The organism is Hymenobacter sediminicola (assembly GCF_014250515.1).
Classification (GTDB): Bacteria; Bacteroidota; Bacteroidia; order Cytophagales; family Hymenobacteraceae; genus Hymenobacter; species Hymenobacter sediminicola.
The window spans coordinates 445,649-468,641 of record NZ_CP060202.1; the positions used below are offsets into that span (position 1 = coordinate 445,649).

Sequence of the window (22,993 nt, forward strand, 5' to 3'; positions counted from 1 at the left end):
CAGTTGATTTGCAACTCTGCTGCTCAACCCAGCAGTAGCACGACCCTACGCTTAGATTTGGGCTGAGCCGCCATCCACGAACAACTCGATGCCGGTGATGAAACTACTTTCATCGGAGGCGAGGAAGGAGGCCACTTTCGCAACTTCGTCGGGGTCGCCGAGGCGGCCGAGGGGGATGAGGCTTACGAGGTGAGCTTTGATTTGCTCTTTCTCTTCGGGCGTGCTGCCGATGCCATCTAGGCCGGGCGTGGCAATGGGGCCAGGGCTCAGGGCATTCACCCGAATCTTACGCTGCTTCAGATCTATTGTCCAGTTGCGGGCGAAGGAGCGGACTGCGGCCTTGGTAGCACTGTACACGCTGAAGGCCTCACTGCCTTTGATGGAAGTAGTGGAGGCATTCAGGATAATGGAGCTACCATCTTTGAGCAGGGGCAACGCTTTCTGCACCGTGAACAGCAGGCCCTTCACGTTGCTGTTGAAGGTTCTATCGAAATGTTCTTCGGTGATGGCGCCCAGAGGTACCAACTCGCCACCGCCGGCGTTGGCAAACACAATGTCCAAGGTGCCTTTCTCGGCTTGTACGGTGGCGAACAGCCGGTCGAGGTCGGCGAGGTTGGCTACGTCGCCTTGTACGCCGGTTACGTTGCGGCCAATCTGCTGCACGGCGGCGTCCAGTTCCTGCTGCCGACGGCCGGTGATGAACACGTAGGCGCCTTCTTCCACAAACCGTTTGGCCGTGGCCAAGCCGATACCGCTGTTTCCGCCCGTGATGACAGCAACTTTTCCTTCTAGTTTTTTCATATGGGTATCCTCCGTGCGGAGGAGTTGATCTGAGAGTGTGGTGGCCTGCGAGCTTAGCTGCCGTCGGCCGATAACTTATGAGTGCTTTTTACAGTCTATCCGAAGTGGGCCGCTGATCAGGTCGGCTTTCTTCGGCAAACGATGCAGGATGTTGCTGACAGCTTTTGTACGTTTGTTACGCAAAGGAACTGTTAATAGTGTGGATTAGTTACTATTGGCAAGTGAATTTGTGAAGAAACTAGTTACCAGCACGTTACTAGTAACCTGGAAGTAACCATCATGAAAACAGATCAACTACTAGCTTCCTCTTGTGCCATGACGCGCACCATGGGCATCCTCGGCGGGAAATGGAAGCCCCTCATTATTTGGGGGATAGGCCAGCGCCGCATTCGGTTTGGGCAACTGGCGGCGCACATGCCGCTCATATCGCGCAAGGTGCTGGCCGAGCAACTGAAGGAACTGGAAGAAGCCGGTCTGATTCTGCGCGAAGCTTTCAATGAGGTGCCGCCCCGCGTGGATTACTCCCTCACCGAAAACGGTCTGCGCCTGCTCCCCATCCTCCAATCCCTCTGCGCCTGGACCAGCAGCTGTGAAGCCGCCGCAACAACTGCTTCCACTTCCTGCCCAGGCTGAGAGAGGCGCACTCCACAGCACTAATGGTGGGTAAGGAAACCAGTTGACCGCCGTTGAAATGGAAAAACTTGCCATTTCCCAAACTCCCCTTCCGTACCTTCGCCCCTAGTTGATTCTCACTGAATTCACCTTCGCATGAACCAATACGACGTTACCGTCATCGGCTCCGGGCCCGGCGGCTATGTGGCGGCCATCCGCTGCTCCCAGTTGGGCCTCAAAACCGCCCTCATCGAGAAATACGACACCCTGGGCGGCACCTGCCTCAACGTGGGCTGCATCCCCAGCAAGGCCCTGCTCGACTCGACGGAGCACTTCCACAATGCCGGCCACACTTTCAAGGAGCACGGCATTGAGCTGAGCGACTTGCAGATCAACATGAACCAGCTCATCGACCGCAAAAACGGGGTGGTGAAGGCCAATACCGACGGGATTCAGTTCCTGATGAAGAAAAACAAAATCGACGTGCTGCACGGCGTCGGTTCATTTGTCGATAAGAACCACATCAGCATTGCGCCCACCGCGGGCGGCGAAGCGCAGCAGATTGAAACCAAGAACGTCATCATTGCCACCGGCTCCAAGCCTACGGTGCTGCCGTTCATTGCCCAGGACAAGGAGCGTATCATCACCAGCACCGAGGCCCTGAACATCCGGGAAGTGCCCAAGCACATGATTGTAATTGGCGGCGGCGTAATCGGGCTGGAAATGGCGTCGGTGTACGCTCGCCTCGGCGCGAAAGTGTCGGTGGTGGAGTTCCTGGACTCCTTGATTCCGACCATGGACCGCGGCCTCGGCAAAGAGCTGAAGCGCATCCTGGGCAAAATCGGCATCGAGTTTTTCCTGAGCCACAAAGTAACCGGCGCTACCCGTGAGGGCGACGCCGTGACCGTAACGGCTACCAACCCGAAAGGCGAGGAAGTGAAGTTTGAAGGCGACTACTGCCTGGTAGCCGTGGGCCGCGTGCCGTACACTGCCGGCTTGAACCTAGAAGCGGCCGGCGTGGAAATGGAAGAGCGTGGCCGCATCAAGGTAGATGCCCACCTGCAAACCAACGTGCCCGGCATCTACGCCATCGGCGACGTGGTGCGCGGCGCTATGCTGGCGCACAAGGCCGAGGAAGAAGGCGTGTTTGTGGCGGAAACCATTGTGGGCCAGAAGCCGCACGTCAACTACCTGCTCATCCCCGGCGTGGTGTACACCTGGCCGGAAGTGGCGGGAGTGGGCTACACCGAGGAGCAGCTGAAGGAGCAGGGCAAGGCCTACAAAACCGGCTCGTTCCCGTTCCGCGCCTCCGGCCGCGCCCGCGCCTCCATGGACCTCGACGGCTTCGTGAAAGTGCTGGCCGACAAGGAAACCGACGAAATCCTGGGCGTGCACATGATTGGCCCGCGCATCGCCGACCTCATTGCCGAAGCCGTAACGGCCATGGAGTTCCGTGCCTCCGCCGAGGACGTCGCCCGCATGAGCCACGCCCACCCCACCTACGCCGAAGCCATGAAGGAAGCGTGCTTGGCCGCTACCGAGAACCGCGCGATTCACATGTAACTCTAAAGTTGAAAGACTAAAAGCAAAAGCGGCGGCAACTCCTGGGAGTTGTCGCCGCTTTTAGTTTCCTCATGATGTCATGGCTGTATTACTTTGTCTGCTGGAAATTCAAGTAATCCAGGATAATCTATTGAATCAAATAATCTTCGACATACATTTTTTAATTCGATTGCCATATCAAACATGCTTGTAATGTCAGGCTCTTTACTATGGCTTACAGCTTCGCCATTAACAAAGTAATAAGTTGTTCCGTGAAAAGAGTATTCTTTGTTATTTCCGTGGTATATGTAGTTTGTGTGAATACAATTTCTATATGTGCCAATGAATTCTAAATATCTTCTGTCGCTTTCAATGTCCCCTGAATGGTTGTGTTTGAAAATTGAATAGATTTTGTTATATTTTCTTGTCACTGGAACATGTGTCAAATGTTTTTTTGAAAAATTCTTCTTTATTTTTGTCAAATGTTGTTCGGATATACTATATGTAGATAATAGTTTCATAAGATCATTAAAATCTTCTTCTAATAATTCATTTTTAATATTTTCGTCAAATAATTGTTCGCAGATATAGGTTAAACTGAATTCGAATGTTGACCATGCCTCTGTTAATAAACTTCGATTAAAGCTATTTCTTGTGCTGTAAAACAAAGTCATGTTTTTTGTAGTGCTTTTAAAATCCTCTACTATTTTCTCCTGTTCTTTGCTAAGATTTTGTTCTGAAACAATTTGTGATGAATAAATAGAACACCAATGTCGGTAGTATATTTCTAAAGACGAATAGGTGAGTTCAAGGTAAGAAGTTCGCCAGTCTTCGCTTTTAAATGGGTAATTTGATATTTCAATTTCTAATTCTTTGAGTGAGTTTTTTATATATTCTAAATGTTTCATGGCTTCCGCTGATTCGTTTTGTGAGTTATTTTGTTGAACAAAGATGAAACTCATTTCCGTATCGCTCAACGCTGCCGAATGAACTTTATGTCCCAGTAGCTACGTGCAGTTGCGCAATAGGCTTGAGTTGTGCGAACGAATTTTAGGCGCAGCCCTTAAGGCATAAGCCTTATGTAGTATAACCCAGAAGAGGCACAAGTACAACCTCATCGCAAGAACACCAAAACCATTCCACCCGCCCACTTCCCCTCAGGAAGTGCCCGGATACGAATACATCCAAGCCCTTCTACTGCGGAAGTACTCCGATGTAATCACATCCGGGCACTTCCGCAGTAGAAGAGAAGGAAAATTTTTACATCCGGGCACTTCCGCACGGTGGGGGCTTGCGGCGGAAATCTTACCTTATCGGCATCATTTACTTTACCCTACTTATCATGTCCGATTCGCTTACTCCGGCTCCGGCCGGCACCCCTAAACCTATCCGCCGCACCAACCAGCTGCCTGCTTCGGAGGTGGCGCTGGCCACGCTGGCTACCACCGTAGCCGGAGCCTGGCAAACCTCGGAGCTACCCGACCTGCTCTGGCTCAGCAAGGAAGACCTGGCCGCCCAGGCCGCCAACTTTGCCCAGCACCGCGACGCCGCCGATGCAGCCGGCGACACCCGCACGCCCCAGGCCAAACGCCTGCAGGCCCTCGATAAGCAGGTGGCCAAGGGCCTGCCCTTCGTGAAAAACTACCTCGCCGAGGAGCACGAGGAAAACGAGGGCCGCGCCTACTACCCCGAGTTCGGGATTGAAAAAGTGGACCGCAAATACACCTTGCCCGCTGCCCGCGCCGAACGGGTAAAGGCCCTGGGCAAGCTGCTGCTGGCCCTCAAAGCCCACGGCTTCGACAAGAAGAAGTACGGCACCGCCTTCTGGCAGCCGCTGGCCACCGAGTACGCCCAGCTGGTGCAGGACAGCACCGCCACGGCCGGCGAGCGGAGCAGCAAAGTCAGCGCCAAGGGCCAGGGCGAGCAGCTGCTGCGCAAGGCGCTGGGGGCCCTCATCCACCACATCAAAGCCAACTACCCCGACACGTTTGCGGCCCAGCTGCGCGCGTTCGGATTTCAGAAGGAAAGCTACTAGCGCGGCTCCGGGCCACCTGAGTAAGGCTATGTTGTAGCAGAAGCGGCTGAACCTGCCAGAGGCTCAGCCGCTTTTTTGTAACTAGCCTGTTCCCGTACCATCCATCTGTCCGCCTGCCTGCATGTCCCGCACTGACACTTACGCCCAAGCCCAGCCCGCTAGCCGCGCCGAGTGGCGGCACTGGCTGGCGGAGCACCACGCCAGCAGCCCCGGTGTGTGGCTGGTATACTTCAAAAAAGCCAGTGGCCAACCCAGCGTGAGCTACGCCGAGGCCGTGGAAGAGGCCCTGTGCTTCGGCTGGATCGACTCGCACCCGCGCAAGCTCGACGCCGACCGGACCCAGCTGCTGTTTACGCCCCGCAAGCCCCGCAGCGGCTGGAGCCGCGTAAACAAGGAGCGGCTGGAACGCCTGGAAGCCACTGGCCAGCTTATGCCCGCCGGTCTGGCCGCCATTGCGCGAGCCAAGCAGAACGGTGCCTGGGAAAGCCTCGATGCTGCCGAAGCTGGCATCGTGCCCGACGACTTAGCCGCCGCCCTGGCCACTGATGCCCAAGCGGCCCGGCACTTCGCCGCCTTCTCACCCTCGGCCCGCAAAATGATTCTGACCTGGGTGCTGGGCGCCAAACAGCCCGAAACCCGCGCCCGGCGCATTGCGGAAACCGTGCGGATGGCGGCCCTGAACAAGCGTGCTAACTTCGACCGGGACTAGGACCCTGTTCTTTGTCATCCTCTATTCCGGCTTCCCCTTATCCAGTTCTATGAAATTCTCTTTTCTCCTGCTGCTGGGGCTGCTGTTTGGCATGGGTGCCGGCTGCTCAAAAGACGAAACGGAGCCAGTCGTCATCGTTGCCGAACCGCCGACGCCCTCCACCGGCTTTGCCTACGGGGCCGACCCCAGTTGGATGACCCAGATGGAAGCCTCGAACTACAAGTTCTACAATAGCAGCGGCGCTGCGCAGGATCTGCTGGCGGTGCTGCGCGGCAAGGGTATTGAGGCCATTCGGCTGCGGGTGTGGGTGAACCCCGCCAATGGCTGGTGCAATACCGCCGACCTGCTGGTGAAGGCACGGCGCGCCAAGGCCGCCGGTATGCGCCTGCTGGTCGATTTCCACTACAGCGACTCCTGGGCCGACCCGGGCCAGCAAACCAAGCCGGCTGGCTGGGCCGGGCAGAACGCCAGCGCCCTGGCCCAATCCGTCTACGACCACACCCTCACGACACTCACTACCCTGAAAGCAGCTGGCGTGCCCGTGGAATGGGTGCAGATCGGCAATGAAATCAGCGACGGGATGCTGTGGCCCGAAGGCCGCCCGTCGCTTTCCGCCGCCAACTTCCAGAACCTGGCGGCCATGATCAACAGCGGCCAGCGTGCTACCGCGGAAGTGTATCCGGCCGCCAAGGTCATCGTGCACGTAGCCAACGGCCAGAACCTGACCAATGCCCGCTGGATTTTCGACGGCCTGCGCGCCCAGGGCGCCCGCTGGGATGTGTGCGGCCTGTCAGTGTACCCCACGGCTACTAACTGGCCTGCTCTGAACCAGCAGGTGCTGGCCACCATGCAGGATGTGGTGTCGCGCTACGGCAAGGAGGTGATGATCTGTGAGGCCGGGATGAGCGTCGCGGATGCCATTCCGTGCCGGGAGTTTCTGCGCGACCTGATAGCTAAAACGCAGGCGGCGCCGGGCGGGCTGGGCGTGTTCTACTGGGAGCCGCAGGCCTATTCCAACTGGCAGGGCTATACCCTGGGCGCCTTCGACTCCAACGGACGCCCTACCGCGGCAATGGATGCCTTCGTGCACTAGCAGGCCGTTGCGGCCCGCCGCCTTTACAAACTGATCTTAACGGTCAGCGACTTGTCGGCGTAGGGTTGCAGGGCGGTGAGGTTCTGAGCAATCTTCTGCTGCCACTGTACCAGCTTGCTCTGGTCTTTGTATACCTCGCTGTCGTAGGCGTCCTGCATGGTTTGGCACTCGGTGAGCACCTGCCGGAACACGGCTTCGTGCTTCTGCTCCAGCTCGCGGCTGGTAGGGGCCTGCTCCTGCAGCAGCCGGGTCAGGAGGCGGGCATGCAGCTCCACAATGTCGAAGTGTACCTGCTCGTGGGCCAGCACCTGCTCGTTCTGGGCGGAGGGTTTGAAGTAGGAATTCCGACAGTCGAAATACGTTTCTACCACTAGCCGCACCTTGCCCAGGCCCTGGCCGGCGTAGCGGTACCGAATGCTGCTGTTGGTGGCGGCCTGAAACGGCCGGTTCTCGGTGCTGGCCTTAAAGTCGGTTTGCTTCAGGCGGCGCGTCGGCGTCCAGACAATCTCCTGTTCATAGGGCGTCAGGTCGGTCAGGCGCATGGCTTTGGCCCGGATCTGGTGGCAGGTGCTGCGCAGGCTGGGCAGGCGGTGCTCATAAATCCAGAGCGTATTGGCGCCCATGCTTTTAGCCCGCTCCACGGCCAGGGCTTCTACCTTGTCGTAGTCGCAGAACAGCGTGAAGCCCGTGTCTTTAATGTGAATATCGCCCAACTCTTCGCCCGGCACATTGAAGCCTTCGCCTTCTTTGATGATGAGAAAGGGCTCCTGTGCCGCCAGGGGCGCCAGCGCCTGCTTCGACTGGATTTTTACGCCCGGCGCACAGGCTGCCATGCCCAAGCACAGCACGGCCATCAAAATACGTTTCATAGCAATAAAGGCAGGTAGTTGGGAGCCGCAGCCCGCCAGATGGAGGCAGGCAGTTTTTAGCCGCTACAAAACTACGTGCTGCGCCCGCAAACGCCAAGCGGCCGAAACTCCGGAGAGCTTCGGCCGCTTGGCGTTTGCGGGCAATAGGCCGCCAGATTATTCGGTGTCCAACTTCACTCCGATGGCGCTTGGACCTTTCTGGCCCATTTCCACTTCGAAGCTCACTTTATCGTTTTCCTTAATCGTCTGCAGCACGTTGTTGGCGTGCACGAAGATGCTCTGCTGGGTCAGCTTATCCTTGATAAAGCCGTAGCCTTTCGAGTCGTTGAAGAACGTAACGGTGCCCTTCCGGATTGGGTCTTCTTCCACCATATCTTCCTGGCGGATGGCACCAATGCGGATGTCCTCGGTCTTGATTTCGCGCTTTTTCTTGGGGTCCGGCGGTGTGGAAGAGATGTTGCCATCCTCATCGACGTAGGCGAGCATTTCTTCCAGATCTTGGCCTTTCTTAGCGTTAGCCTGGCGCTCTTCCTTTTTCTCGGCCTTCTCGTTGCGCTTTTTCAGCCTCTTTTTCTCGTTTTCCTTCTTGCCGAAGGTTGCCTGCGATTTGCCCATGTTGTGTATTTGAGTGATATGTTTGCCGGATGGCGGTGAAGATGCGGTTGGTAAGTGCTTATACGTGCATAGATAAAAACTGATATTCGGTAACGATAGTTCAGTAACCCATAAGGCCCGCCAACCACTGGGGTTGCCGGGAATAGAAAAGGATAAAAACGCCGGGTAGCTGGATACGCCGGAGGGCCTGCTTACTGGCAGACAGCACCCGGCCGAAAGCCAAAGATAAGCAGGACGCCGCAGCTTCGGGCATAACTATATTTCTGCCGCCCTGCTGCTTGGTATAGCACGAAGCGGTAACACAGCATAAGGTAGCCTTTTGCCTGCAAAACAGCTACTCGAACTATTCCAGATTGGTAGCAGCAGAAGCAGTGGTTGCGTTGTCTAAGGGCAGCAGCTCTGCTACTTCGCGCACTTCGCCGGGCTGCAGGCCGCCAAGCTGGATGTGCCCGATGCGCACCCGCACCAGCCGCAAGGTGGGAAAGCCAGCGGCAGCAGTCATTTTGCGCACCTGCCGGTATTTGCCCTCCGTCACGGTAATGCTCACCCAACTTGTCGGCCCGTGCCGGTCGTCGCGGATTTTGCGAGGTCGGGGCGGCAGATCGGGTGGGGCCGGGAGGCGGAAGGCGGCGCAGGGCAGCGTGCGGTAGCGGCCTTCGGGCACGCCTATTTCCACGCCCTGCTGCAGCAGCGCCACCGCTTCGTCGGTGATGAGGCCATCTACCTGCGCGTAGTATTCTTTCTCTACGTCTTTGCGGCGCACCCGCTCACTCACGCGGCCATCGGTGGTGAGCAGTAGCAGTCCTTCACTGTGCTCATCGAGCCGGCCCACAGACATTGTGCCTTCGGGAAAGTCGTGCAGCGCCCCCAGAAACTTCTTCTTGCGGGCCTCGCGGGCATCTTCGCTGACGAACTGACTGAGGTAGCCGAAGGGTTTGAAGAGCAGAAAGTGACGGTGGGGCATTCGGAAGGAAAAGGAGTAATGGGCCGGCCGCGGTAGGGCCAGCGGATGCAAAGCTACAACAGCGCCTGCCGTACGGCGCAGCTGGCAACGATGCCGGCATCGATTGCGCAAAGAAATATCCCTGCGCATGCGGCCCGCGCCCGGCTCCGGGGTTAGTATCAGACTGCCGAAGGCCGCACAGCTTCTATTTGTGCCTAATGCCATTGACCCGCGCTGCCGCTTCCACACCCTACCGTATGTACCGGAAATTCCGCCTTCCTCAATTCTCCCGTATTCTTTCAATTGGTTGCTTTGGTGCGCTGGCAGTGGTGGCCACAGCGGCCTCGCCAGTAGTGGCGCAGCAGCCTGCGTTTCCGGGCGCTGAAGGGGCGGGACGGTTCACGAGTGGCGGGCGCGGCACGGCGGCGGTGCCCACTACGGTGTTCGAAGTCACCAACCTCAACGACGACAACCAGCCTGGCAGCCTGCGCTACGCCCTCACCAAGGCTGCGCCGGCTCGCACGGTAGTGTTTCGGGTATCCGGCACCATTCATTTGCAGTCGCCGCTCACCATCAGCAAGCCCAATACCACCCTAGCGGGCCAGACCGCGCCCGGCGACGGTATCTGCCTCGCTGATTATCCGGTGAGCGTGAAGGCCAACAACGTCATTATCCGGTTCGTCCGCTTCCGGATGGGCGACAAAAACCAGAACAAAGGCCAAGTGGACGGGGGCGGGGGCGACGACGCTTTCGGGGGCGTGCGCAACAGCCGGCTCGTCATCGACCACTGCACCATGAGCTGGAGCACCGACGAGGTGCTGAGTGTGTACGAGGGCGACAGCACGACGCTGCAGTGGAACCTGCTGAGTGAGCCGCTCAACTATTCCTACCACTTCGAAACCGGCGACAAGGATTTTGAGCGGCACGGCTACGGCGGCATCTGGGGCGGGCAGCACGCCACCATGCACCACAACCTGTTTGCGCACTGCAACAGCCGGACGCCGCGCTTCAACGGCAGCCGCTATACACACCCAGCCGGCTTCGAAAACGTGGACTTCCGCAACAACGTCATCTACAACTGGGGCGAAAACAACGTGTACGCCGGCGAGGGCGGCAACTACAACCTCGTGGGCAACTACTACAAACACGGCCCCAGCACCAAGGAAAGCGTGAAGGCGCGCGTCGTGAATCCCTACAAGCTGGACAAGGGCAAAAACCCGCTGCCTTACGGCAAATTCTACCTCAGCGGCAACTACGTAGACGCCAGCGCCGACGTGACCCGCCACAACTGGCGCGGCGTGACCATGCAGGGTGGCACCACCGCCGATACCGTGCTGTCGAAGGTAAACCAGCCGTTTGATCTGGGCCTGGTAGCTACGCAAAGTGCCCCGGATGCCTACGCCGCCGTGCTGCAAAGCGTGGGCGCCAGCCTGCCCCGCCGCGATACCCTCGACCAGCGCATTATCCGGGACGTGACGCAGCGCCGAGGTCGCCTGATTGATGTGCAGGGAGGCTATCCGCACGGCACGCCCTACAGCGTGTCGCAGAAAGCCTGGCCGGAGCTGAAATCCACCCCGGCCCCCACCGACACCGACCACGACGGCATGCCCGACGCCTGGGAAAAAAGCCACGGCCTCAATTCCCAAGACGCTGCTGACCGCGCCAAAACTGGCCCTGACGGCTATACTATGCTGGAAGTGTACCTGAACAGCTTGGCGGTACTGCCTACGGCGCCAAAGGGGAAGTAAGAGCGGATAGACCTGCTGCTTATTCCCGCGTGAATAGGGATTTTCTGCCGCCCTGTTTCAGCGTGAAAGTATGCGTGGCCGCATCGAAGTCCATGATAATGCCAGCCGCATCGAATACGAACTGCGTTTTGGAACGGGCCGTGAGCGGAAACGCACCCTGGCCTGTTGCCTGCGCCATGAGCGTGGCGCCGGAGGCCGTAACGCTGATTTTCAGTGGCATCTGCTGGCTGGCGTAGTTGCCGGTGAATTGGCTGATATCCTGGGCCGTGAGGGAAACGGTAGGTGGGGTCGTAAAATCGGGCAGGCGGTAGGCGCGGCCGAAGTAACTGGATAAAGCGCCAATAGCTAGGTCGTTGCCCGAGAAGCCGTTAGAGCCGTTCGTGCACAAGGCCAGCGTGAGCTTTTCGGTGGGGTAGTAGCCGAGCGAAGACCGGAAATTGTCGATGGCACCGCCGTGGCCGAAGCTTTTGCGCTCGTAGAACGGAATCGTCATCAGGCCAATGCCGTATTTGTCCTGCATAGTCTGCATCTGCTGCAGGGTGGCCGGCTTCACCAGCTTGCCCGCATATAGGCCCTCAATGAAGCGCGCCAAATCCGTGGGCGTCGAGACGATGGCGCCCGCGCCGCCGGGAATGCTCATGTCGGTTTCCGGCTCGGGCTGCCAGGCGGTGCCGCTCCATTTGAACGAGGCCGCCTCGTGCTGTTTGCCGTCGATGCGGCCGCCGTAATAGGTATCCTTCAACTTCAGCTTGCCGGTGATGCGCTTCTGTAGGGCTTTCGCGTAGGGCTGTTTCGTGACCTTCTCCACGAGGTAGCCCAGCAGCACATAATTGGTGTTGCTGTACTCAAACTTTGCGCCCGGCTCGAAATCTACGGCTGGCTTGGCCATGATGGCCAGCAGCTCAGCCTGGGTTTTGGGCTGGGTCATGTACTGCTCGTAGGCCGGGTCGTCGGTGAAGTTGTGCAGGCCGCTGCGGTGGTGCAGTAGCTGATCCACGGTGATTTTGGTGGCGTTGGGCATCATCGGGAACCAAGTGGCAATAGGTGCGTCCAGCTTCAGCTTGCCTTCTTCCACCAGCTGCATCACCATGGTGGCCGTAAACGTTTTGCTGATGCTGCCAATGCGGTAGCGCGTAGCTGGCGTGGCGGGCCCGCCCGGCTGCTCAAGCCCCAAAGCGCGGCTATATATCACCTGCCCGTTCTGCGACAGTACGAGGCTTCCCATCAGCTTGTGGTTGGCTTCGAGGGCCGTAAAGAGGCTATCGAGCTTGGCCTTGTTGAACGGGGCGGCCGCAGCAGTTTGGGGCGGTACTTGGGTTGTTGTTTGAGTGGCGGTTTGGGCCAAAGACGTGCCGGCCAGCAGCAAGGAAAGGGCGAGTAGGGTAAATGTTTTGTGTAGCATGAGGATGGAGATAGGAAAGAGGGGCGAGGAAAGGTATAAGAACTACTTTTTAAAATACAACATCAGGTCCGTCCGGTGTGAGTTGCCGATGGGCAGCAGCGTGTTGTCGTGGAGCAGCACATTATCGGGCTGCAGCATGCGGATGTGAGCGGCGGCCACAATGAAGGAGCGGTGCACCCGCACGAAGGCCGGCCCCAGCACTTCCACCATTTCCTTCATGGTGTGGTGCAGCAGGTAGCTTTTGGTGGCCGTCGTGATTTTCACATAGTCCTTGCAGCCCTCCACATACACAATGTCGCGGTGCGGCACTTTCAGCAACCCCTGGCGCTCCTTCACCAGCAGGTACTTTTCGTCGGCCGTGTCGGTGGGTGGGGCGGGCTGGGTGGCAGGCAGGCGGGCCACGGCTTTCATAAACCGCTCGTAGCTGAAAGGCTTGAGCAGATAGTCGAGCACATCCAGCTCATATCCTTCGTAGGCGTACTCGCGGTAGGCAGTGGTCAGCACGGTTTTGGGCGGGTGCGTGAGGCTTTTCAGGAAGTTCAGGCCCGTCACGAGCGGCATTTCGATATCCAGAAACAGCAGATCCACGGGGTGCTGGGCCAGGTGCTCGTAGGCTTCCATGGCGTTGCGGCACTTGCCCGACAGAGTCAGCCCCGGCGTCTGGCCGATGAACTGAGTGAGCACCTGGTGGGCCAGCGGCTCATCATCCACAATCAGGCAACGAACGGGGGCAGGGGTAGTAGTCATAGCAATTAGTAATGAAGTTATGGGATGATGGAGTAATGAAAGCTCAGCATGCTGAGCGAAGGCGCAGCCTAAGCATCTTTACCGCTTCGTTGCAATGTCATTTAGACGAAGCGGTAGAGATGCTTCGGTAAGCTCAGCATGACGGGCTTTTAACATCACGTTCTGTTACGCAGGCCCGCTACACCCGCAGCATCAGCTCGGCGCGGTAGCGGCCGTCATGCTCGGTGAGGTGCAGCTCGTGGGCGTTGGGGTAATACAGGTTGAGGCGCTGCCGAATGTTCTGGAGGCCGATGCCGCCGCTGCGCTTGGCCGAGGCCGCCGGGGCTTCGGGCAGCATGTCGTTTTCGATGAGGAAGTGCAGCTGGCCGGGCGTGGTGGTGAGGGTGGCTTGCACGGTGGCCGCATCAGAAAAGTGGTGGCGGCCGTGCTTGAAGCTGTTTTCTACTAGCGGCAGCAGTAGTAGCGGCGGCACCTGCACGCCAGCCGTGTCGCCCACTGCCCGGAACTCCACCCGCGCGCCGGCATACTTGCGCTGCTCCAGCTCGAAATAGTTCTCCAGAAACTCCACTTCCTCGGGCAGCCCGATCTGCTGTTTGCCGCTGTCATAGAGCACGTAGCGCATCAGCTCCGAAAGCAGCAGAATGAAGCGCGGCGTTTCCGGCGAGCCAGCCAGACTCAGGCCGTAGATGCTGTTGAGCGTGTTGAACAGAAAGTGCGGCTGCAGCTGGGCCTTCAGTTGCTCCATCTGCAGGGCCAGATGGTCTTTTTCGAGGTGGCGGCGGCGGTATTCGTGCTCGAAGGCAATCCGCACGAACGCCACGCAGCTGAAGGCCAGCAAATCGGTGAACAGCAGGCTGATGTGGTATTGGGCGCGGCCCAGCAGGGTGGCGGCGGCTTCTAGGTATTCTTGCTGGTAGTAGCTCGCCAGCTGGGGCGGGCTGGGTATGTACTGAAACAGGCCGTGGGCCAGCACCAGGTTCAGCTTGATGCCCCACCACGTGTAGAGCAGCGCGCCAATTCCCAGCAGCGCATAGCGCCGGCGGCGCAGCAGCAGTGGCAAAAGCACGCGGTAGTAGGGTACAATGTAGAGCGTCGCCAGCAATGCAAACAGGATGAGCTGAGGGTAGGGGAAGTTGGCGCGCTCCGTGAGGGGCACAAGGCGTCCGGCTTCCTGCATGAAGAAGTTGTACTTGTATAGGCCCACGTACAGCGCCCACACCAGCCCCTCGAACACAAGCGGAAAACGACTGGGGCGGTCGGGGGCAGGAAGAGGGGCGGTGAGCTTTTGCATGGGGCCAAGTTGGCGGATTTTCTGGCCGCCTGCAGCATGCGCAAGGCCGGATTTCGACCAAAGGGGGTGTTTTTTTCGACTAAAAAAACGGGCCGGCTACTTAGTCGTGACGAGGGCAGGAGTGGTCGAAAAACGCGCTGGAAACGCGCCGGGCGGGTGTTGCTTTGCCCTATTCCCAGCCGGTTGGTAGCTGGGTTTTCCTCCGACATCCTCCTCTCTTTCAGCGCCATGAAACATGCTTCCGCCTCCCTGCTCCTCGTCACTGCTCTGGCCGCTGCACCGGCCGTAGCTACCGCCCAAACCGCGCCGGCTTCGGCCGCTCAGCGCGCCACGGCCCCTGCCCTGCGTGGCATCGTCGCCGACAGTGCTTCCCGGCAGGCGCTGGCCTTCGCTACGGTGGTGCTGCAGCCGGCCGCAGCAGCCCTGGTGCTCAGCACCGTCAGCAACGAGCAGGGCGCGTTTCACTTTGAGGCGGTGCCGGCCGGCCGCTACCAGCTGCTGGTGCGCTACATCGGCTACAAAACGCCCGCACCGCTGGCCGTGGAAGTAAGCGCGGGCCAGCCCGTGGCGCTGGCGCCGGTGCTGCTGGCCGCCACCGGGCAGCAGCTGAAAGGCGTGACCGTAACGGCCCGTAAGCCGTTCATTGAGCAGCGCGCCGACAAGCTTATACTGAATGTGGCCGAAAGTCCCATTGCCCAGGGTGGCAACGCTTCCGAAGTGCTGTCCCGCGCTCCGGGCGTGATTGAGCAAGGTGGCCGCTACCTGGTGCGGGGCAAAACGGCGCTGGTGCTCATCGACGGCAAGGCCACCAACCTCGGCGGCAACGACCTGGCCGACCTACTCGCCTCGCTGCCCAGCAATACCCTCGACAAAGTGGAAGTGGTGGCCAACCCCTCGGCCAGATACGACGCCAATGGCGGGGCCGTCATCAACATCCTCACCAAGAAAAACAGCGCTTTCGGGACCAACGGCAACGTGAGTGCCGGCGCAGGGGCCGGCCGCTTCGCTCGCTACAACGGCGGCCTCTTACTGAGCTACCGCCGCGACAAGCTGAACGTGTTCGGGGGGCTCGACTACCAGCGTACTAAACAGTACCGCCGCTTCGACAGCAACCGGGTGCTGAACCAGGAGGCACGTATCGATGAGGCGAGCTACAGCGTGACGGAGCGCAACAGCCAGACGGCCCGCATCAACGTGGACTACGACCTGACCAAACGCAGTTCAGTAGGCCTGCAGATCCGAGGCATAGCCAGCGCCCGCGAAACCAACGGCAATACCCACTCCGCCGTAGCCAACCTGAACGGCCCGATCAGCGCGACCAATGGGCTGCAAACCAACGGCACCGGGCGGGGATTCAACCCAACCATTAGCCTGTACTACCGCACGTTGCTGGATTCGGCCGGCGGCGAGCTGAAACTCAACGCGGATTACCTCACTTTCAACAAGCGCTTCGACGAGCAGTACCACAACGCCGGCTTCAACCTGCAAAGCGAGGACGCCACGGCCAGTGCGCTGCGCACCTACTCGCCGGCCACCAACTCCGTAGCCTCTTTCACCGCCGACTACACGCGCTCCTTCGGCAAAGCCACGGCGCTGGAAGCGGGCCTGAAGTCTTTGCGCACCGTTACTGATAACGACATCCACTGGGAAAACGAAGGCGAAGGTGGCACCTGGCTCAACGACGAGCGGCGCACCAACCACTTCGTGTACCGTGAGTACATCAACGCGGGCTATGCCTCGGTGCGCCAGACGGTGAGCAAGACAGTAGGCGTACAGCTGGGGTTGCGGGCCGAGCACACGCACAGCGAAGGCGAATCGCTGACGCTCAATCAGCAAAACAAGCGCGACTATTTCAACCTGTTTCCGAGCGTGGCGCTGGACTACAGTATGTCGGAGAAGCAGCAGTGGAATTTCAGTTACCAGCGCAAGATTGACCGGTTCCGCTTCGACATCGTTAATCCCTTCCTGACCTACATCAGCCCCTATCTGTACTACCAGGGCAACCCCAACATCCGGCCCTCGTTTTCGCACAACTTCTCCGTTTCGCACAGCTACAACAGCGCAGTGGCTACCTCGCTGAGCTACGGCCGCCACACCAATGCCCTGGCCAGTGTATTCCGCCGCGACCCGGCTACCAGCGTCCTCATTCAGTCCGACGCGAACCTGAGCCGGGCCACCACGCTGGATGCCAACATGAGCCTCACCAAGCAGATTGGTGGCGGCGCAATAACCACGGTGAATTTTGTGGGAGCCACGTACGTCCGTTTCTACTCCCCCACCATGCCCTGGCTGAACCAGTCGAGTGTGGGGGTAATGGCCAGCAGCAACACCACGGTGAACATGCCGAATGGCATGCGGGCCGAGCTCAACCTGTTCTACCGCACGCCGCTCACGTACGGGGCCTACTCGTTCAAAGCCCAGTACAACGGCAGCATTGCGGTATCAAAGCCGGTGCTGAAAGAAAAGGGCACGCTCACGCTGACCGTGCTCGACCCGCTGAATCTGCAGGTAAACCGCTACAACACGCGGGCAGAAGGGGTACAGGCGTACAGCCTCGATAAAACCGAGACCCGCTTCGTGCGGCTGAATTTCAGCTACCGCTTCGGCAACCAGAAAGTGAAGGCCATCAAAACCCGCCGCACGGGCATCGAGAGCGAGAAAATGCGCCTGGAAAACTAGGCCGCCGAAACGGATTTGTGCAGCCACTGCCATGCCCCGGTGCTTCCTTCTACCCGGAGGAGGCGCCGGGGCAGAACGGGTAGAGAGTTGCGTTGAGCGCAAAATTCATAGCCGCAGATTTCGACCAACAGGGGGCATTTCTTCGACCAAAAAACCGGGCCGTCTGATTCGTCGCCTCGTGGCCCGCCGTGGTCTAATAAAGCTTCTTTTCGCCTCGGCAGGGCCATTCCTTTGTGTCGTTGCCAGTCGCTGAACGGCTGGCTTTTCTCTCCCGACACCTCCTTTCCCCGGTCCCATGAAAACCTTGTTCCGCTCCCTGCTCGCCGCCGCTTTGTTCACCGGTGCTTCCTGCACTGCCTCGGCCCAGACGGCTCCCGCTGCCCCGGTAGCGCCTGCCGCCGACACGGCCCGCATCACGCTCAACCCGGCCCTCATCAACGCCGTGAACACCCAAACCTTCGAGCAGTTCCGCGAAACGGTGCGCCCGCTCATCGCCCAGATGGCTGGCAAACGGGTGGTAAGCATGGGCGAAGGCACCCACGGCACGGCCGAGTTCTACAAGCTGCGGTTCTGGCTGACGCGCATCCTGGTGGAAGAGCACGGCTTCGACCGGCTAGCGCTGGAAAATACTTACGGCGACACCCACCTGCTCAACCAAGCCATGCAGCAGCGCACTTCCACCGACCTCAAGCCGCTGATGCAGAAACACCTGCTTGGCATGTGGCAAAACCGCGAAATGGAAGAGCTACTGACTTGGATGCAGACCCATAACCGCTCTAACCGCCGCCAGGTAGAGCTTACCGGTATCGACGTTATGTTCTCTACCGCCGATGCTCAACTGCTTCAGCAGGGCTTGGCCAAAAGCAAAAATTCTGATCTGCAGGCCGCCGTGGCGCAACTCCTGAAAAGCGCCCAATACAACGATGCATACTGGTACAAGATGAGTGACAAGACCTTTAAAAGAAACCGCGAGGAGTGGTTGGCCAACGGTAGTGCAGGGTACAAAGCCGCTGAAAAACTAGTGCAGGCGCTGCCTACCATCAAACTGCCCCGCAAGCAGCAGGAAGTGCTGGCCGGAGCCGCCAAAAATGCCCGTCTGGGGTTCGATGTATTCTATCAGTACGAAGTGTTCAAGCGTGATGCCTCCCGCGACAGTGCCTTCGCCGAAATGACCAAATTTGTAGCTGGTGATAACCACAAGGTGATTATTTGGGCTCATAACGCCCATGTGGGCCGCAAAGCCATTGATGCCAAAAGCAGCAACGGCGGTGGCACCGGCGACTACCTCGAACGGATGTTTCCGGGCCAATATTTCGTGCTAGCTACTGGTACCGGCTCCGGCACTTATGCCGCTACCACGGAGCGCTTCATCTCGCCGGCAAGTGTGATGAGTTCCTATCCGCTGCCTGCCCCCAAAGCCGGCTCTTGGGAAGAAGCTATGAGCCAGGTGAGCAGCCCGGTATACTATTTCAGCACGAATCAGTTGGGCAAGCAGGACCTGGTGCGCCCGCACCGCCTGATTGGGCAGACCGCCGGCGGCGAGAACTACTACAACGATACCAGGCTCAGCGCCGCCTACGACGCGCTGCTGTTTGTGCGCCAAAGCACGGCCGCCACGCCCCTGCGCTAGCTTCTGTTTACGTGTGCTATTGAGGTGAATTTTTCAGGTGAACTACTTAGGTGTACTATACAAAACGGCGGCAGCTCATCAGGAGCTGCCGCCGTTTTCTTATATGATGATATCGGGTGCTGAATAGCGACGTGTGCTACCGCGTCACCCGCGCTTTGCCCTTGTTGCGCACGTCGCTGGCACCGGAGCTGCGCGCCGACAGTTCCTCTTCCACAAAAACGTAGGCATCGGAAGCACCGGAGGCCTGTACATCGGCTTTGCGGCTTTGCAGGTTGGAAGCTTGGTAGTCGCTGCTGCCGCTGATTTGTACCTGCTGGCGCTCTACGTGGCCCGAGAGGCGGACGTCGGAAGCGCCGGATGCCTGCACTGTCAGCCGTTGGGCATCGAGGCGCAGTGTCACATCACTGGCGCCGCTAGCTTTAATGCTGAAATCATCGGCCTTGAATGTAGACTCGCTCTTGATATCGGAAGCGCCGCTGGTTTCCACACCGGTCAGGCGTGGGCAGGTCACGTACACCGTCACCTTTTTGTTGCTGAACAGCTGCATAGGCGCATCCTTGTCGCGGTAAATCATGAGCGTGCCATTCTGTACTTCCGTCCGGATGTACTTCTCCACGTCGCTGTCGGCTTCCACTTTCACCTGCGTAGTCGTGCCTTTGGTCAGCACTACGTTGCAGGCTCCGCTGGTCCTGAGCTTCTGGAAAGCGGCGACCTGCCGGAGTTGCTGCGCCTGCCCGGCAATTACAGAAACGGTGCTGAGCACAGCCGCTACGGCCAGCGACTTGAAGAGGGGAGAAGTACGCATAACAACAAGGCTAAATGAGAGAAAGAACTGGCTTACACTTACATAGATGTAGCTGCCGCTGCCACCGTTGCCCGGCCCGCCAGATTTTTCTCTATCAGCAGTTTTAGGTTGACAAACTAGAGTTCTATCCCCGTCAGCAGTCTGAACACAGTAGGCTCTGTTTGAAAGTTGTGGTAGACAAAGTAACCGCTTAAGCAAGGGCCAATTCCTAACGGTCCGGCTACTGCAGAAGCGGAAGGGCGCAGCGGCTTCCGCAACCTCACCGTAACCTCAGCCGTATCAGCCCCCCGTATAGCCGCCCGGCTATATCCGGTTTCCATTGATTCCAATTTCCATGAATAAGACCCTGTTCCTTGTTTCGGCAGCCGCTACGCTGGTGGCCGCTTCCTGCACTCAAGACAAGCCCGCCGCTGTAGATGCGGCGACTACGCCGGCTGCCGATACGGCGGTGGTAGTTTCGGATGCTAACCTGGCAGATACTGCCGCCTACCGCACCGATGCTGACCAGCTGGCTGCCCGCATTGCCGAAGACCTCAAGCTGACGGATACGGTAGTCGTAACACGTATCGAGAAAACCTATTACACCCGTGGCCGCCGCCTCAACGAAATCGAGACGCGCTATGCTACCGATACTACCGGCCGCTACGCTGCTCTGCGCCAGGTGAACGACGACACGGACCGCGAGGTGAAAACCATCGTAACGGACCCGAACCAGTACAATACGTACTCGTCTAACCGTGGTACCTACTACGATGGTACGCCCTACACTACCGTAACGGTGCGCGACGAGGCTCCTGCAGCCCGTCGGAGCAGTGGCCCAGCCATTGTGAAGTACGACAAGAAGAAGAACGGTGAAACCAAAATTGTATACGCCAACGGCAAGACCGTGAAAGTAGACAAAGACGGCGACCGGAAAGTAGAATACCCCAGCGGCACCAAAGTGAAGCGTGACGCCGACGATGGCAACGTAAAAGTGAAAGACTAGCTTTCAGCTAGATAGTAAGATAAAAGCCCCCGCCCGTTCTCGGTGCGGGGGCTTTTGCGTTATTCGGCATGGTGGGCGCCAGTTACACCATACCGGCGCAGCTCAGCATCAATATGCTGGTTCCAACGCTGCTGCCCGGCCGCGTCGGTGCCGTGGTGAGTTTCAGAATCGTACTGGTCCTGCAAGCGGTTCATTTCGGTGAAGGATTTTAGATACTGCAGCTGCAGGATGCTGTTGTAGTCTTCCACGGTCAGGCTGTCGGCGGTGGCTTTGCGCCGAAACCGTTCGGCCACCAGCTTCACTAGATCAAAGTGGCGCTGCTCGTGATTAAGATGAGACGCTGTCTGCTGGCCCGGCCCCACCCACGACGAACTGCGCACCACGAATACCTGCAGTGTCAGGTCCAGCTCCACTACGCCGTTCTGCACACGCGGCTGCCCCCGGTAGGCGAAGCCGGGAAACACGGTAGCAGCGTAATTACCGGGTCGGGGCCTGCCTGTAAAATCGGACCAGCGTAACGGGCGAGCCGGGTCGTAGAAGAGCGTGTCGGGCTCGGTGCGGCGCAAGTCGTTATGAAACGTAGGATGCACGCTCGCGGCCAGGCGCACATCATGGGCAGTGGCGGCGTTCATCCAGCCGTTCAGGTAGCGTAAGGCATCGGTGAGGGAACGGCGCAACGTGGGCTCCACCAAGCTGTGGTCGGAAGGAAGGCGGCCATAGCGGGCCCCGCCGCGGTACTCGGTCAGCAGGAGCGGAGGCCCCTCAGGACGTTGCCATTCAAACGCCAGCTGCAACGCTATCCGGCCTTCTATCTGTCCTCCTGGTGTTGCTGTTTCCGTCACGCGGCATTCCTTTATCCGAATGATAATCGGGCGCAGAGCGGCATTGTGAGGAAGGCTTTTCCGGAAAAAATGCTGCAAAGCTTCTGTTCCGCCGCCCTGCAAATCAACGGCGACGGGTGCCCCCGGCATAGCACCAGATTTGGCCGGTACCGGCAGCAGCCAAGCCACCGCCGTGCGGTCGGGCCGCTCATCCCGCACTTCCGCAATGGTAAATGTGGTGGGTCGTATATCCAGCGGTAGCACTTGCAGCACTAATGGCTTCAGTGGGCCGGCTGGCACAGCGGCCAGCACTACCAGCAGTAACAGGAGCCAGCCGGCAACTCCCGGCCAATTATTTGGGCGGGTATCAACCATGAAATACGTCGGTGAAGGCAACCATCAGGTGCCATACATCCGGCGGCAGCGGTGCGTTCCGCCCGTTCAGGAAAACCGGCTGGCTACGCCGCAGTGCGCTGCCGGCGGTATTCGGTAGGGCTGTAGCCGGTGTAGCGCCGGAACGTTTTGTTGAAGTGCGACAGGTTGTTGAAGCCGCTGGCGTAGCACACTTCCGTCACCGAGAGGTCATCGTCCAGCAGGCGGCGGCAGGCTTGGCCCACGCGGTATTCCTGCAAAAACTCGGTTAGGGTAAGCCGGGTCATCTTTTTGAAATAGCGGCAGAAAGCCGGCACCGACAGATGCGCCACCTCGGCTACCTGCTGCACCGAGAGGCTAGCCCGGAAATAATGCTGCTCTACAAACTGATACACCCGGCTCAGGCGCTGCTGTTCCTTGCCACTCAGGGCCTGGCTGCCTGCACCAGCGTGTAGCGGTGTATAGTCTTGGGTATCGGCCTGGGCTAGGCGCTGCAGCACCTGCAGAAGCAGCAGCAGGCGTGTGAAAGGCGGGGCCACTAGCAGCTGCCGCAGCAGTTCGCCTACTGCCACTCGTGTGCGGCCTGCAAACGAAAGACCTTCGTGCGAGCGGGACAACAGTTGCCGGATTTCGGCCATTTCCGGGTGCTGCCAGAACTCAGGACCCAGAAAGTCGGACCGCAGCTGCACTACAATTTCCTCAAATGGCGTGCCCGCCGGTAGTCCGTAGCTGAACGTCAGGTGCGGCAAATCGGGCCCTATAAGCACCAACTCCCCCTCCTCAAACCGCGAAATGTGCTGCCCGATGTGGCGCCGGCCGCTGCCCTGCGGAATATACACCAGCTCGTACTCCGGGTGATAGTGCCAGAGCAGCCCGGCACTCTGTACTTCGGTGTAGTGCAGCAGCGTAAAGGAGCTGTCGGCAGTTGGGTGGATGGGCTCAAACTGAAGCTTCATGGCGAGTGATGCCGTAGTGGCTTGTTTTTATTTGCAAGATTAACACATTCGGTCAACACAGCACCCGAATAGGGTAATTAAGGTGTAGTAACCCCCTCATTTGCTGCCGAAATTGTATCAAGCATTCGGCACTACTCTAAGCAGGCTGCTTGGGTAGTTTTGAAAGGCTGTCAACTGTTTGATTTTCAGATTTATATAAAAGAGGTAGGCGCGTTTCGGTTGAAGCGTATTGCTGCTTAAAAACAACAACAACTGGCGCAAGCCAGTCGGTGAGTAGGCCCCTAACCCTGCTCACCACCATCATCCGGCGGCATTGGGTGGGAATTTTGCCGCTGGAC

Annotated in this window: 20 protein-coding genes; 9 read left to right on the forward strand and 11 right to left on the reverse strand. The window is 58.7% G+C overall.

The features are described 5' to 3' along the window. Nucleotides 1-51 precede the first annotated feature (51 nt). The gene (locus tag H4317_RS01960) at nt 52-801 is read right to left on the reverse strand and encodes an SDR family NAD(P)-dependent oxidoreductase (RefSeq protein ID WP_185888521.1); all 750 of its coding nucleotides are present in this window, start codon (nt 799-801) and stop codon (nt 52-54) included. 279 nt (nt 802-1,080) lie between these two features. Between H4317_RS01960 and H4317_RS01965 the strand changes: the two genes are divergently transcribed. Beyond that, a complete protein-coding gene (locus H4317_RS01965) occupies nt 1,081-1,434 on the forward strand; it encodes a winged helix-turn-helix transcriptional regulator (protein ID WP_221899177.1) in 354 nt (117 codons plus the stop codon). A 135-nt stretch (nt 1,435-1,569) separates the two neighbouring features. Beyond that, nucleotides 1,570-2,976 (forward strand): dihydrolipoyl dehydrogenase, encoded by a 1,407-nt coding sequence (lpdA, locus tag H4317_RS01970; protein ID WP_185888522.1) that lies wholly within the window; start codon nt 1,570-1,572, stop codon nt 2,974-2,976. Nucleotides 2,977-3,053: 77 nt separating this feature from the next. Here lpdA and H4317_RS01975 read toward each other — a convergent pair whose 3' ends face one another. After that, complete coding sequence (locus H4317_RS01975) at nt 3,054-3,863, reverse strand: hypothetical protein (RefSeq protein ID WP_185888523.1); 810 nt, start codon at nt 3,861-3,863, stop codon at nt 3,054-3,056. Between the two features lie 434 nt (nt 3,864-4,297). On the opposite strand from H4317_RS01975, the gene H4317_RS01980 reads away from it, so the two are divergent. From H4317_RS01980 to H4317_RS01990, 3 genes are all read left to right on the forward strand, one after another. Further along, complete coding sequence (locus H4317_RS01980) at nt 4,298-4,990, forward strand: hypothetical protein (RefSeq protein WP_185888524.1); 693 nt, start codon at nt 4,298-4,300, stop codon at nt 4,988-4,990. A gap of 121 nt (nt 4,991-5,111) precedes the next feature. After that, on the forward strand, nt 5,112-5,699 hold the full coding sequence (locus H4317_RS01985) for a YdeI/OmpD-associated family protein (protein ID WP_185888525.1): 588 nt from the start codon (nt 5,112-5,114) through the stop codon (nt 5,697-5,699). A gap of 49 nt (nt 5,700-5,748) precedes the next feature. Further along, nucleotides 5,749-6,792: a glycoside hydrolase family 53 protein gene (locus H4317_RS01990; RefSeq protein ID WP_185888526.1), complete on the forward strand. Its 1,044-nt coding sequence runs from the start codon at nt 5,749-5,751 to the stop codon at nt 6,790-6,792. Between the two features lie 23 nt (nt 6,793-6,815). On the opposite strand, the gene H4317_RS01995 is transcribed toward H4317_RS01990, so the two are convergent. The 3 genes from H4317_RS01995 to H4317_RS02005 all read right to left on the reverse strand — a co-directional run bounded on the left by H4317_RS01995 (nt 6,816) and on the right by H4317_RS02005 (nt 9,240). After that, entirely contained in the window at nt 6,816-7,661 is an 846-nt protein-coding gene (locus H4317_RS01995) for a DUF922 domain-containing protein (RefSeq protein ID WP_185888527.1), read from the reverse strand. A gap of 156 nt (nt 7,662-7,817) precedes the next feature. After that, nucleotides 7,818-8,276 (reverse strand): cold-shock protein, encoded by a 459-nt coding sequence (locus H4317_RS02000; RefSeq protein WP_185888528.1) that lies wholly within the window; start codon nt 8,274-8,276, stop codon nt 7,818-7,820. A 343-nt stretch (nt 8,277-8,619) separates the two neighbouring features. After that, the gene (locus H4317_RS02005; protein WP_185888529.1) at nt 8,620-9,240 is read right to left on the reverse strand and encodes a pseudouridine synthase; all 621 of its coding nucleotides are present in this window, start codon (nt 9,238-9,240) and stop codon (nt 8,620-8,622) included. Nucleotides 9,241-9,437: 197 nt separating this feature from the next. On the opposite strand from H4317_RS02005, the gene H4317_RS02010 reads away from it, so the two are divergent. Next, nucleotides 9,438-10,967: a pectate lyase family protein gene (locus H4317_RS02010; protein WP_260625782.1), complete on the forward strand. Its 1,530-nt coding sequence runs from the start codon at nt 9,438-9,440 to the stop codon at nt 10,965-10,967. A gap of 19 nt (nt 10,968-10,986) precedes the next feature. On the opposite strand, the gene H4317_RS02015 is transcribed toward H4317_RS02010, so the two are convergent. The 3 genes from H4317_RS02015 to H4317_RS02025 form a co-directional block, all read right to left on the reverse strand. After that, on the reverse strand, nt 10,987-12,369 hold the full coding sequence (locus H4317_RS02015) for a serine hydrolase domain-containing protein (RefSeq protein ID WP_185888530.1): 1,383 nt from the start codon (nt 12,367-12,369) through the stop codon (nt 10,987-10,989). Nucleotides 12,370-12,411: 42 nt separating this feature from the next. Beyond that, the gene (locus tag H4317_RS02020) at nt 12,412-13,116 is read right to left on the reverse strand and encodes a LytR/AlgR family response regulator transcription factor (RefSeq protein ID WP_185888531.1); all 705 of its coding nucleotides are present in this window, start codon (nt 13,114-13,116) and stop codon (nt 12,412-12,414) included. 178 nt (nt 13,117-13,294) lie between these two features. Then, nucleotides 13,295-14,407 (reverse strand): sensor histidine kinase, encoded by a 1,113-nt coding sequence (locus tag H4317_RS02025; RefSeq protein WP_185888532.1) that lies wholly within the window; start codon nt 14,405-14,407, stop codon nt 13,295-13,297. 228 nt (nt 14,408-14,635) lie between these two features. Between H4317_RS02025 and H4317_RS02030 the strand changes: the two genes are divergently transcribed. Beyond that, complete coding sequence (locus tag H4317_RS02030) at nt 14,636-17,086, forward strand: TonB dependent receptor (RefSeq protein ID WP_185888533.1); 2,451 nt, start codon at nt 14,636-14,638, stop codon at nt 17,084-17,086. A gap of 295 nt (nt 17,087-17,381) precedes the next feature. After that, nucleotides 17,382-18,716: an erythromycin esterase family protein gene (locus H4317_RS02035; protein WP_185888534.1), complete on the forward strand. Its 1,335-nt coding sequence runs from the start codon at nt 17,382-17,384 to the stop codon at nt 18,714-18,716. A gap of 136 nt (nt 18,717-18,852) precedes the next feature. Here the strand turns inward: H4317_RS02035 and H4317_RS02040 are convergent, their stop codons facing one another. Beyond that, nucleotides 18,853-19,521 carry a head GIN domain-containing protein gene (locus tag H4317_RS02040; RefSeq protein WP_185888535.1) on the reverse strand — a complete coding sequence of 223 codons (669 nt, stop codon included), beginning with the start codon at nt 19,519-19,521 and terminating at the stop codon, nt 18,853-18,855. Nucleotides 19,522-19,855: 334 nt separating this feature from the next. Here H4317_RS02040 and H4317_RS02045 point away from each other — a divergent pair, with 334 nt between their 5' ends. Continuing rightward, nucleotides 19,856-20,506 (forward strand): T-complex 10 C-terminal domain-containing protein, encoded by a 651-nt coding sequence (locus tag H4317_RS02045; protein WP_185888536.1) that lies wholly within the window; start codon nt 19,856-19,858, stop codon nt 20,504-20,506. A 59-nt stretch (nt 20,507-20,565) separates the two neighbouring features. On the opposite strand, the gene H4317_RS02050 is transcribed toward H4317_RS02045, so the two are convergent. Both H4317_RS02050 and H4317_RS02055 read right to left on the reverse strand, forming a co-directional pair. Continuing rightward, nucleotides 20,566-21,702, reverse strand: a complete 1,137-nt coding sequence (locus H4317_RS02050) for a hypothetical protein (RefSeq protein WP_185888537.1) — start codon at nt 21,700-21,702, stop codon at nt 20,566-20,568. 83 nt (nt 21,703-21,785) lie between these two features. Next, the gene (locus tag H4317_RS02055; RefSeq protein WP_185888538.1) at nt 21,786-22,655 is read right to left on the reverse strand and encodes an AraC family transcriptional regulator; all 870 of its coding nucleotides are present in this window, start codon (nt 22,653-22,655) and stop codon (nt 21,786-21,788) included. Nucleotides 22,656-22,993 lie beyond the last annotated feature (338 nt).

Bases quoted from the DNA above. Each gene is read 5' to 3' on its own strand.
- H4317_RS01960 (WP_185888521.1), bottom strand. From the start codon at position 801: ATGAAAAAACTAGAAGGAAAAGTTGCTGTCATCACGGGCGGAAACAGC.
- H4317_RS01965 (WP_221899177.1), top strand. From the start codon at position 1,081: ATGAAAACAGATCAACTACTAGCTTCCTCTTGTGCCATGACGCGCACC.
- lpdA (WP_185888522.1), top strand. From the start codon at position 1,570: ATGAACCAATACGACGTTACCGTCATCGGCTCCGGGCCCGGCGGCTAT.
- H4317_RS01975 (WP_185888523.1), bottom strand. From the start codon at position 3,863: ATGAAACATTTAGAATATATAAAAAACTCACTCAAAGAATTAGAAATT.
- H4317_RS01980 (WP_185888524.1), top strand. From the start codon at position 4,298: ATGTCCGATTCGCTTACTCCGGCTCCGGCCGGCACCCCTAAACCTATC.
- H4317_RS01985 (WP_185888525.1), top strand. From the start codon at position 5,112: ATGTCCCGCACTGACACTTACGCCCAAGCCCAGCCCGCTAGCCGCGCC.
- H4317_RS01990 (WP_185888526.1), top strand. From the start codon at position 5,749: ATGAAATTCTCTTTTCTCCTGCTGCTGGGGCTGCTGTTTGGCATGGGT.
- H4317_RS01995 (WP_185888527.1), bottom strand. From the start codon at position 7,661: ATGAAACGTATTTTGATGGCCGTGCTGTGCTTGGGCATGGCAGCCTGT.
- H4317_RS02000 (WP_185888528.1), bottom strand. From the start codon at position 8,276: ATGGGCAAATCGCAGGCAACCTTCGGCAAGAAGGAAAACGAGAAAAAG.
- H4317_RS02005 (WP_185888529.1), bottom strand. From the start codon at position 9,240: ATGCCCCACCGTCACTTTCTGCTCTTCAAACCCTTCGGCTACCTCAGT.
- H4317_RS02010 (WP_260625782.1), top strand. From the start codon at position 9,438: ATGCCATTGACCCGCGCTGCCGCTTCCACACCCTACCGTATGTACCGG.
- H4317_RS02015 (WP_185888530.1), bottom strand. From the start codon at position 12,369: ATGCTACACAAAACATTTACCCTACTCGCCCTTTCCTTGCTGCTGGCC.
- H4317_RS02020 (WP_185888531.1), bottom strand. From the start codon at position 13,116: ATGACTACTACCCCTGCCCCCGTTCGTTGCCTGATTGTGGATGATGAG.
- H4317_RS02025 (WP_185888532.1), bottom strand. From the start codon at position 14,407: ATGCAAAAGCTCACCGCCCCTCTTCCTGCCCCCGACCGCCCCAGTCGT.
- H4317_RS02030 (WP_185888533.1), top strand. From the start codon at position 14,636: ATGAAACATGCTTCCGCCTCCCTGCTCCTCGTCACTGCTCTGGCCGCT.
- H4317_RS02035 (WP_185888534.1), top strand. From the start codon at position 17,382: ATGAAAACCTTGTTCCGCTCCCTGCTCGCCGCCGCTTTGTTCACCGGT.
- H4317_RS02040 (WP_185888535.1), bottom strand. From the start codon at position 19,521: ATGCGTACTTCTCCCCTCTTCAAGTCGCTGGCCGTAGCGGCTGTGCTC.
- H4317_RS02045 (WP_185888536.1), top strand. From the start codon at position 19,856: ATGAATAAGACCCTGTTCCTTGTTTCGGCAGCCGCTACGCTGGTGGCC.
- H4317_RS02050 (WP_185888537.1), bottom strand. From the start codon at position 21,702: ATGGTTGATACCCGCCCAAATAATTGGCCGGGAGTTGCCGGCTGGCTC.
- H4317_RS02055 (WP_185888538.1), bottom strand. From the start codon at position 22,655: ATGAAGCTTCAGTTTGAGCCCATCCACCCAACTGCCGACAGCTCCTTT.